The organism is Bizionia argentinensis JUB59 (assembly GCF_000224335.1).
GTDB lineage: Bacteria > Bacteroidota > Bacteroidia > Flavobacteriales > Flavobacteriaceae > Algorimicrobium > Algorimicrobium argentinense.
Genome location: NZ_AFXZ01000016.1, coordinates 45,045 through 55,206, shown reverse-complemented (window position 1 = coordinate 55,206; position 10,162 = coordinate 45,045). Strand labels below are relative to the sequence as shown.

Sequence of the window (10,162 nt, the reverse complement as noted above, 5' to 3'; positions counted from 1 at the left end):
TTGCGCTGCCAATCTTGCTTCTTCATCTGCTTGAGCTTGAGCTGCTGCCTGCGTTGCTAATCTTGCTTCTTCATCCGCTTGAGCTTGATTTTCAGTTTTTTCTGGTGATTGAGTTAAAGCTTTTTCATCTCTTAATATTTTTGCTTCTTCTCTGGCTTCTTCTCTGGCCAGTGCTCTAGCTTCAATTTCTAATCTTCTTTCTTCTAAATCCGAAGCCCTTTGATCCGCGGATGCTGTTCTAGTTTCAGGATCCCGTTTTGGTTTATTAGAAGGAACTGATTTACGTCTACGTTTTTGCTCTTTAATTAAGAAAGCTTCTTCTTTATCGTCTCCACTATATCGATATCGGTTTCTAGTATTAAATTTATAAGCCACAGTAAGTTCATGAGAAGAGCCAAAAGTTGCTAAATCTCCTATAGCCTTTTCATAATTATATTCTAGGGCGATTTGATTTGTAATATTTATTCCAATACCTCCCATTATCCCATAAGCTGTATTATAACCTAATTGTCCCCAAATACCCTTCGGGACAGTTAACATGGCTAATCCTGAAAAAATGGTTTGATCCGTTTTAAATTCAGATTTAACCAAAGCAGAAAATTTACTTTCATCAAGAAAGCCTCGGCTAGACATATATCCTGTATACATAATATGAGCCTGAAAACTTTGTTGAGGATCTTCTTTTAGTAATTCGGAAGAGTTTAAGTTATACTGAACTAAATTATTTACAGATAAGCCAAAATCGAAAAAAGCCAATCCGTAATTAATTCCAGGACTAACAGTAACAATCGTGTTTTTTGAAATATCATCTAAAGATGGATCTGGCTGATTAACAATTACACTTCCCTCATTAATGCCACTTGAATAAAAACCAAGGTTTAAACCGAATGTTAAATTACTATCAGCCTGAAGTTGGGCATTATATGCGAAGTTCAAAACACCTCCAAAAGTAGTTAGAACACCATAATTTTGTTGAAATAAACCAACACCTACTCCTATATTCTCACTATATCTACCTGTATAATTAACTAAATAAGTTACGGGTGCATCCTCAAATTGCATCCACTCTCTTTTATTGGTTAAATTGATATAGGAGTTTTGCTCTCTAACAAAACTAAAGGTTGGATTAGTTAAATACCTATTGAATTTTAAAGAACTTCTTACTGGAATAGCCAACGACACAACTCCATCTTCTTGCGAAAAGGAAAGCTGTGTAGAACATAAGATTAGAACTATTATGAGTAAAAATATCTTCATACTATTTAATGACGGTTATAGAACCTTTAAAAATTTTATTATCTTTTGTTGTGATAACGTAATAATAAACGGGATTTACACTACTAAAATTGATTTCGTTTTCCGGCCAATTATTTTGATATTCGTTTGTATTAAGTGATACTTTGCCATAGGAATCCATAATAATAACTTGCGTGCTTGTTCCAGAGACATATTCAACTGGAATAATCCAAGTATCATTAATACCATCACCATTTGGACTGATTAAATTTGGGATTTTTTCTACACTTGGAAAGAGATTTACAGGCTCTGTTATTTCAAAAAATAATTCATTTGAAAAAACACATCCTGATGTTTGATTAATTATAACACTATAAGATCCATATTCAGTAGCATCAAAGGTGTTTACTGTTTCGCCTGGAATAATATCATTATTTAAATACCATTGGAATTCAGGGGCATCCGCCGATGTTGAAACTTCAACATATAAGGTGTCTCCTAGTTCCATGATATTTACATCATCAACATTAATACTACTTGTAAAACCCTCACTAACTAAATCAATTGAAGCCGTTGCACTACAACTTCCAAAATCGACATTCACTGAATAAGTACCCGACAGCTCGGTTACGTAAGTTTGATTGATGGCTCCAGAAATAGCTTCTCCATCTAAAAACCATTGATAACTATCACCTTGAGTTGTTGATAATGTCGTTGCTCCTCCACTTGGACAATATGGATTCCCAAGACTAGAAACAATGGTGGTTGCTGCCGCAGTAGAGCCTTCTGAAACAGTTACGCGATTAGAATATGAATCAGACGTACAAGTACCATAATTAGTTTCAACAAAATAAATACCAGGTTGATTAACCGTTAAAGTCTCGCCATCTGCAACAAAAACTGAAGTAGAGGGACCCGTTTCTCTAAACCATTTATAAGTTAATGAAGGGTAGTTTAAGGGGGAGTCGTTTAAGCCTGTTCCCGGATTATCTATAGTTAAGGTATAACTTCCTCCAGCGCAATAAGATGCGCTTGAAATTGAATTATTTATTGTGAATGGTTTGTCTTGAGCTTTATAGTAAGCTGCAAACGTTATAGAATTTGAGCTTTGAGATCCAGGTGCCGTACTTTTAACTCTTAATTTGTAAGATTCTCCCGCAGTATCTGTGGGCAAACCAAAACTTAAAGTTGCTGGAGATGTTGTAATTGCACCAGCAGCGGAACTAGTTACAAGCGTTGGATTAGCAAAACTACCATTGGCATCCGATAGCTCAATTCTAAATTGATTCGTTGGGTTTACGCCTGCTTCTGGAGAGAAACTAAACGTTACATTAAACGTATTAAAAGATTGATTCGCACAAGCTTGACTAAAACCAATACTTGGAGCACCTATTCCTATTTGCGCGTTCAGATTCTGACAAAAAACGATAACAAAAAAACAAAATACAAAAATATATTTTTTCACGAAAGTAGTTTTATTCATGCGCTTTATAATTGATTATTAGTGCTAACAAATTGTTTTGTTACTAAACATCATGCTCATACAAACAAAAGGAATATATGGTTTATTGGATTACTTAAAGTGATTTTTCTAAAGAACAATAGAATACTCAATTAATATTTGTTAGATGCGATAATTTTATTAATGCGCAATCTAAAATCTGGTTTTCTGGAACTTTTAATATCAATAAACGTTTCCGCATCTAAACCTTTTGAATACACATTAAAGAAACTACTGTTTCCATACCAGCTCTCTAAATCCTCGTTATTAGTATTATACTCAATAAAGATGTTTCCATTACAATTATTGAAATACATTTCGGAAAATTTTACACGTGCTAAGCTCTCGCTATTAATTCTAATTTTATCCTCAAAAAGAACTGCAGGATTAAAACCAGAAATAACACTTTTACTCATATCTAATTCTGCATACTCCCCAATAAATATGGCTTCTTTTACAAGACCCATACTAATTTCAGTTTCTAAATCATCGCTAGCAGTTAAGAAGGTTATGTTTGTTGCTGTAATTGCCGTTTGCTTTTTAGAAAAGTCAATATCCCCTTTATCATTATCATACGAAGCTACATTTAAACATCTTGAACCATCTGGACTAGATATATAAGACGACCTTACCGCTAAAGAATTATGTAAATTAGATTGTGCACCATAATTAAAGTTAAAATCTATTCTATTAGATTTAAATGAAACTGCTTTGCTTAAATTAACTTCTCCTCCAAAAATATCAAAAGAATTACCTGCAGCAAAACTTATCATTATATTGTCTAATACAGTTTGATTGCCAACACCAGCTAATAATAGCGCATTAAAATTATTCCCATTAGTTAGTTTTTTGCCAGCATATTCAATTCGTACATATCGAAGAATACCCGAGTTACTTTCAATGTTTTCACCACCATAACTAATATGATCATAAGAAGCCGACCTGAAATCATTATTTACTGAAGCGCCATTTCCGAATTTATTAATTGGGGCATCACCAAGAATAACGATTCCTCCCCAGTCTCCCGCCTTTTTAACACTTCTACTAGAGGTAAAAACAATAGGATCCGTAACTAAACCATCCGCAATTATTGTAGCACCTTTGGTTATAATTAAAGAACCGTTAGTTTTAAAATCTCCAATTATAACGGTACCAGGTTCAATAGTTAAAGTAGCACCATTTGTTAGAAATACATTTCCTAATAACTTATAAGTATTTTGCTTTACTAGTTTAGTATCCGCCGAAATGTTACCTGTTAATATTTCGGTAGCTTCTGCATATTCTTTTGAGTCTGGATTAAATTCAGTCCAAGAATTCAACCAGTTGTCCGTGCCAATAATACCCTTTTCTTGTTGTGAATACGCATTGCAAAACACCAATAGAAAAATGCTTAAGAGTTGGGTTAAATTTTTCATAGTTAACTTATTTATTTATTAATCATAAACATTATTTTTCTCACATATCAAACATACAAATAAATTCCACTAAACACTAATAAATACGATGAAATGCATAAATAACAGTTTTACTGGTGTGTTTTCTTACATATTAAAGTAATGATTTTGTGATTAAAATTTAATCGATGTAACGTATTTCATGACCATTTATATGAGTCATTATTTATACTTTATAAAAACCGATTTAAAAGCAAACTCAACTTTAATATGCCACCCTATAGGGTCTAATAGAACTAAAATCTATTTTCTTGACTGTAAACATGTAATGCTTTCAAGGTTTGTTCATAGAATAAAATAGCAGCAATTAAATTACTTCTATCAGAATAAGGTAAAATTTTATTTTGAAAACCCATAGTACTTAAAAAGTAATTTTTAGTAGCCTCAATTTGATCGTCTAAAGCTTTTGCATTGTCTTTAGTATCTGGAATTCCAAATGTAGCCATTGTTACTCCTGGCTTTGTAGCAAAGGCAATATAAGGTAAAGTTTGAATTATAACTGAAATGCGTTCGCTATATAATTCTAATAAAGTCCCTTTTTGCATTCGCTCAAGCTCTTTTATATCATGGTATTTAGTAAGACGAACATCTTTATTAATTATACTTTTTGGCGCATCTTGAGCATTCGCCATACCAGCGATTAATAAAAACATTAAACAGAACAAAGTAATTTTAGTTTTCATAAAAGTAATTTTGGGATTAATAAAAGCAAATTTATCTAATTAAACGAGAATAACAAGTGTTTAGACAAAGTTTTCATAATTATTTGTTATTTATTTGTTATTTTTTGTTGAACAAAAGCACATCTAAAAATCAGCAATTAATTTAATTATGACGTTCTTATAATTCCAAATACGACTATTTTAATATTTCAAATGGATTAAAGCTACACTTTATTTATAATAATTTTTTCAAAACCACTAATAATTAATTACATTTTTGATTATAAATGTTTTTTTAATTATACTATCGAAATACTAAATCTTAATATCTTCGTTTTACTAAAAAACTAAAAATTATATATTTAAATACTTTCTATTTTTAAGTCTTTTTGTTTCTTCATTAGTGCTTTCTCAAAACACAGCAGTTTCATCTAACGAAACCTTAAAATTTAACCCAGCATACAATATGTCTTGAATTATGACAGATTTAGCCGAAGTTATAATGCAAACTAGCGCTGCAAAGACATCTAAAACTACGTTATTACGTTTAAAATGTAATGCTACAACATATAGAAAATGGGATAGTTTTTTTAAAAATCCGTGATTTGTATGAAAGCTATGTCAACCCTACTACTCTAGTGCCCCATTAATATAAGCGCGATATTAATGAGAGTGGATATCATAAATTTATGCAATACAAATTCAAGTACAAAAAGAACATTGTTGAAAGTACCTAAAAAAAAATAAATGTAAAGGTAGCACTTACGAAGAAAAGAAAAACGTAACCATTGGTAATTCTAATATTGATATTGTAACGACCATTTATAAAATCAGAAATTTTAATTTAGATCAAACTGACAAAGGAAAAGGTTTTCCATTATCGTTTATTTTTGATAATAAAGAATTTAAAATCTCTGCGGTTTATTTAGGGACCGAAATCATTAATACTGGAATAGGGAAAAAGGAATGTAATATATTAGACATATCAGTTGCCAATAGCAGCGTATTAAAAGGCTCCAACGATAACTTATTATGGCTCACGACGCTAATAAGGTGCCTGCTTATGCTAAATTTAAGATTGCTATTGGTAATAGTGAACTGAAAATAAAATCAGCTTCTGGATTAAAAAACTAAATATATTATTATGAGAACTTTATTTATTATTTTTACTGTTATAGCTGCTGTTTTAGCGCTTGTACTTTCCATATTACCACTATCTAATCTAGCCTTTATTCTTGCCGGAATAGCAATTATTTTCGGAGTTATTGCTTTTCATTTATCCAACAAACAAGACAAACCAAATCATACCGTAAAACTGGCGTTTTTATTAACTATAATAGCAATATCCTTTTCTACATATAAAGCTCTTTTTAACAGCTTGGAAGTTGGTAATACAGAACAATTGCAAGAAACAGATAAAAAATCTGAAATAGAGGCTCTAGAAAAGTTAAAGGATTTAGATCTTGAGTATTTGAATTTAGAAGAAAATGATCTAGAAGAAATAGACATCCACCAATAAAAAGATTACTTTGATTACGAGTTTTGAGAATATTATGCTTCGTTGTTATTTTTTGATTTACTTAAAACTAAAATTACTTTTTATGAAAGGACTTTTTATTGCTTGTGTACTAGCTTTAGCGGCTTCATGTTCATATGAACGCTATTCAGAAAAAATTGAAATTATAAAAAATAACATCCAACTTGCGGATAGTGCAACCGTTATGCGTTATGCCGAAACTATCACAGCTGTAGAGTTAAAAAAACATCTTTACAAATACGCTTCCAATGAGTTTTAAGGTCGAAAAACAGGCGAAACTGGTCAGAAAAAAGCCGTGGAATTTTTAAAAAATTATTATAAATCACAACAAATTTTATCGCCTATAAATGATAGTATTTATACCCAAACAATCCCTTCATATTATCTACCCGATGGCATAAATACTTCTGAAAATGTATTAGCTTTTATAAGAGGGTCTGAAAAGCCGGAAGAAGTCATTATCATTTCCGCACATTTAGACCATATGGGAATAGAAAACAACGAAATTTTTAACGGCGCCGATGATAACGGATCTGGAACAACTGCCGTAATGGAAATGGCTCAGGCTTTTAAATTAGCTGAAAGAGATGGTTATAAGCCCAAAAGAAGTGTTTTATTCCTGCATATAACAGCTGAAGAAATTGGATTATATGGTTCTAAATATTACCTAGAAAACCCCGTTTTTGAACTATCTAAAACCATGGCTAATTTAAATATTGATATGATTGGTCGTATTGATGTAAAACATAAAAACAAACCCGACTATTTATACCTTATCGGAGCTAATAGAATTAGTAAGGAGCTGCATTTTATTTCCGAAAAAGTAAATAATAAATTTTTTAAAATAGATTTAGATTACACGTATAATGATGATGACGATCCAAATCGTTTTTATTTTAGATCCGATCATTATAGGTTTGCACTAAAAAATATACCTGTTATTTTTTACTTTAATGGCGAGCATGAAGACTATCATCAACCTTCTGATACACCTGATAAAATTGCTTATGATTTGCTGGCTAAACGGACGCAGTTTATTTTCACCACAGCTTGGTACTTGGCCAATAAAGAAAATAATTTAATACACAACGTCGATATTTAATAGCCTGTTAAAGTTTGTTAAATGTAAATGTCCTTCTCTTCAAAATGAATGGTTTTTTCGTATTATAGCATATTAGTCTAATGTCATTAAAATACTAACCTTACTTACAAGTAATTATGAGAAAATCAGTCATATTATTAAGCGCTGTCCTTTTAGCATTTAGCTGTGGATCAACACAGGAAAAACAGAGTGAAACAAAACCGCAACAAGCAGTAAATCCAATGGATTATGGTAATACCATAACCTCTGCGGAGTTAAAAGAAATGCTTTACACATTCGCTTCCGATGAGTTTGAAGGTAGACTCACTGGAGCTAAAGGACAAAAGATGGCCGTTGAATATTTAAAGCAACAGTATGTTGCAATGGACGTTGCTGCCGCCAAAGCCGACGGGAACTATTTTCAAGATGTTCCTTTAGAAATTAACGAAGCTCCAAAAGTTAACTTAACTGTTAATGGAAAATCTTTTAAAATGATCGATGATTTTGTTTCGGCCTCCACTTCCAAAAATGGTTCTCTTTCGGTGAACGATATTATTTTTGCCGATTATGGTATTGAGGATGAAAAATATAATAGTTATACCGATTTGGATGTAAAGGGTAAGATTGTTTTAATAAAATCTGGCGAACCTAAAATGGCTAATGGAAACTACGTAATTAGCGGTACTGACCAAAGTTCAAGCTGGTCTAATTTCAGACAAGAATTTGGGGCTAAACGCGATGCTGCAAAAGATCGGGGCGCTAAAGCTGTTTTGTTTTACTATCCTGAAATTTACGAAATGGCATCTAAGCGTTTTGGAGGTTCAAACGGTAGTATGTCTTTAAGAGGTGATGCAGAAGATATGTTTTACTTTTTAATTAATACAGATTTAGCTAAAGCTATTATGCCAACTATTGAAACTGCTACCAAGTCTAAAACAGTTTCTGTTCCTATGAATTTAGAGTATGTAAATGCAGCAAACGAATTTTCATCTGAAAACGTAGCAGCCTTTATTAAAGGTTCGGAATATCCAGATGAAATTATTGTTCTATCAGCGCATCTTGACCATATGGGTATAGAAGATGGCGAAATTTTTAATGGTGCAGACGACGACGGGTCGGGTACGGTTGCCATTGTTGAAATAGCAGAAGCTTTTAAAACGGCTGTTAAAAATGGACATGGACCGAAACGTTCTATTTTATTTTTACATGTTACAGGTGAAGAAAAAGGACTTTTAGGTTCTCGTTATTATACAGATATGGATCCAATTTTCCCTTTAGCAAATACAGTGGCTAACTTAAATATTGATATGATTGGTCGTACAGATCCTGAACGAACTACTGGTGCAGACAATTATATCTATTTAATAGGTAGTGACAAGTTAAGCACAGAATTACACAACATTTCGGAGGAAATGAATGAAACGTATATGAATATTGAATTGGATTATACATATAATGATGAGAATGACCCGAATCGTTTTTACTACCGTTCAGATCATTACAACTTCGCTAAAAACAATATTCCAGTTATATTTTACTTCAACGGAACTCACGACGATTATCACCGCGCAAGTGATACGCCTGACAAAATTCGTTACGATTTATTAGAAAATAGAACACGACTAGTATTCTATACGGCTTGGGAATTAGCCAACCGTGATAATAGAATTACAGTGGATAAAGCGGCAAAATAATTTATCGCTATATATTTAAAAAGCCTATTACAAAGTCATGACTTTGTAATAGGCTTTTTTTATGCTTTGTATGTAAAACTCGCGAGTTGTACATACAAAAAAAGCCTTTCAGAATCCTGAAAGGCTTTTTAATTTTGGGTGGAAGACGGGATTCGAACCCGCGACCCTTGGTACCACAAACCAATGCTCTAACCAACTGAGCTACAACCACCATTTTAATAACGACTGCAAAGGTAATTCTTTTCCTAATTGCTGCAAACTATTTTTGATAAATTATTTTAAATCAAATAAACTATCCACCGCGGGGTACCGTTCCACGGTGTAACCTTCAGCGTAATTTACACCTACAATTCTACCTAAATCCCTAGCCCTATAGTCCACACTATCAATGAAATTCCTATTAGAAATAGGTGTTTCTGGTTCAGTACTTTTAGCGTCATAGAACTGTGTTTTATAAGCAAAAACCGCAGCTAATTTTTTTTCCATAAAATCCGAAATATCCACTACAAAGTCTGGTTCTAGGTATTTCCACTGGATGTAATGGTAAACTTGCTTCGGTCGCCAAGGTTTTTGAAGCGTATCAGAGTCATCTAATCTCGTTTCAATTTTAATTAATCCACTTAAAAAACAGGCATCACTTACCGCATTACTACCCTTTCCATGATCGATATGGCGGTCTGTTATAGCATTGCATAAAATAATTTCTGGTTGGTATTTACGAATCATTTTAATAATCTGCAGTTGATGCGTTTTATCATTAATAAAAAAACCATCCGCAAATTCTAAATTTTCACGAACAGAAACGCCTAAAATTCGTGCTGCTTCGGTAGATTCCGCATCACGAGTATCTGCTGTGCCACGAGTTCCTAATTCTCCCCGCGTTAAATCGATTATACCAACCGTTTTACCGTTTGCTATTTCTTTAGCAATTGTACCACCACAACCCAATTCCACATCATCTGGATGGGCTCCAATAGCTAGAATATCTAATTTCATA

Annotated in this window: 10 protein-coding genes and 1 tRNA gene; 5 read left to right on the top strand and 6 right to left on the bottom strand. The window is 32.6% G+C overall.

From position 1 onward, the window contains the following. From BZARG_RS06205 to BZARG_RS06190, 4 genes are all read right to left on the bottom strand, one after another. A partial coding sequence (locus tag BZARG_RS06205; RefSeq protein WP_040288072.1) for a PorP/SprF family type IX secretion system membrane protein occupies positions 1-1,257 on the bottom strand: 1,257 nt, incomplete at its 3' end. 1 nt (position 1,258) lies between these two features. Further along, positions 1,259-2,701 (bottom strand): T9SS type B sorting domain-containing protein, encoded by a 1,443-nt coding sequence (locus tag BZARG_RS06200; protein ID WP_008636396.1) that lies wholly within the window; start codon positions 2,699-2,701, stop codon positions 1,259-1,261. 149 nt (positions 2,702-2,850) lie between these two features. Further along, positions 2,851-4,152 (bottom strand): hypothetical protein, encoded by a 1,302-nt coding sequence (locus BZARG_RS06195; protein ID WP_008636451.1) that lies wholly within the window; start codon positions 4,150-4,152, stop codon positions 2,851-2,853. A gap of 275 nt (positions 4,153-4,427) precedes the next feature. Continuing rightward, positions 4,428-4,874 (bottom strand): hypothetical protein, encoded by a 447-nt coding sequence (locus BZARG_RS06190; RefSeq protein WP_008636457.1) that lies wholly within the window; start codon positions 4,872-4,874, stop codon positions 4,428-4,430. A gap of 766 nt (positions 4,875-5,640) precedes the next feature. On the opposite strand from BZARG_RS06190, the gene BZARG_RS15995 reads away from it, so the two are divergent. The 5 genes from BZARG_RS15995 to BZARG_RS06170 all read left to right on the top strand — a co-directional run bounded on the left by BZARG_RS15995 (position 5,641) and on the right by BZARG_RS06170 (position 9,165). Beyond that, positions 5,641-5,955: a DUF3108 domain-containing protein gene (locus tag BZARG_RS15995; protein ID WP_316927847.1), complete on the top strand. Its 315-nt coding sequence runs from the start codon at positions 5,641-5,643 to the stop codon at positions 5,953-5,955. A gap of 42 nt (positions 5,956-5,997) precedes the next feature. Continuing rightward, complete coding sequence (locus BZARG_RS06180; protein WP_008636373.1) at positions 5,998-6,372, top strand: FUSC family protein; 375 nt, start codon at positions 5,998-6,000, stop codon at positions 6,370-6,372. Positions 6,373-6,454: 82 nt separating this feature from the next. Then, positions 6,455-6,649 carry a hypothetical protein gene (locus BZARG_RS16155; protein WP_008636389.1) on the top strand — a complete coding sequence of 65 codons (195 nt, stop codon included), beginning with the start codon at positions 6,455-6,457 and terminating at the stop codon, positions 6,647-6,649. A gap of 36 nt (positions 6,650-6,685) precedes the next feature. Next, a complete protein-coding gene (locus BZARG_RS06175; RefSeq protein WP_008636449.1) occupies positions 6,686-7,492 on the top strand; it encodes a M28 family peptidase in 807 nt (268 codons plus the stop codon). A gap of 116 nt (positions 7,493-7,608) precedes the next feature. Further along, a complete protein-coding gene (locus tag BZARG_RS06170) occupies positions 7,609-9,165 on the top strand; it encodes a M28 family peptidase (RefSeq protein WP_008636444.1) in 1,557 nt (518 codons plus the stop codon). A gap of 136 nt (positions 9,166-9,301) precedes the next feature. On the opposite strand, the gene BZARG_RS06165 is transcribed toward BZARG_RS06170, so the two are convergent. Together BZARG_RS06165 and bshB1 are read right to left on the bottom strand one after the other, a co-directional pair. After that, positions 9,302-9,377 (bottom strand) — tRNA-His (locus tag BZARG_RS06165). 61 nt (positions 9,378-9,438) lie between these two features. Continuing rightward, positions 9,439-10,161, bottom strand: a complete 723-nt coding sequence (gene bshB1 / locus BZARG_RS06160; protein ID WP_008636439.1) for a bacillithiol biosynthesis deacetylase BshB1 — start codon at positions 10,159-10,161, stop codon at positions 9,439-9,441. Position 10,162: the final 1 nt, after the last annotated feature.

What these genes read in the sequence shown, in the direction of transcription:
- BZARG_RS06180 (WP_008636373.1), top strand. Translation starts at nt 5,998, where the DNA reads ATGAGAACTTTATTTATTATTTTTACTGTTATAGCTGCTGTTTTAGCG.
- BZARG_RS06190 (WP_008636457.1), bottom strand. Translation starts at nt 4,874, where the DNA reads ATGAAAACTAAAATTACTTTGTTCTGTTTAATGTTTTTATTAATCGCT.
- BZARG_RS16155 (WP_008636389.1), top strand. Translation starts at nt 6,455, where the DNA reads ATGAAAGGACTTTTTATTGCTTGTGTACTAGCTTTAGCGGCTTCATGT.
- BZARG_RS06195 (WP_008636451.1), bottom strand. Translation starts at nt 4,152, where the DNA reads ATGAAAAATTTAACCCAACTCTTAAGCATTTTTCTATTGGTGTTTTGC.
- BZARG_RS06170 (WP_008636444.1), top strand. Translation starts at nt 7,609, where the DNA reads ATGAGAAAATCAGTCATATTATTAAGCGCTGTCCTTTTAGCATTTAGC.
- bshB1 (WP_008636439.1), bottom strand. Translation starts at nt 10,161, where the DNA reads ATGAAATTAGATATTCTAGCTATTGGAGCCCATCCAGATGATGTGGAA.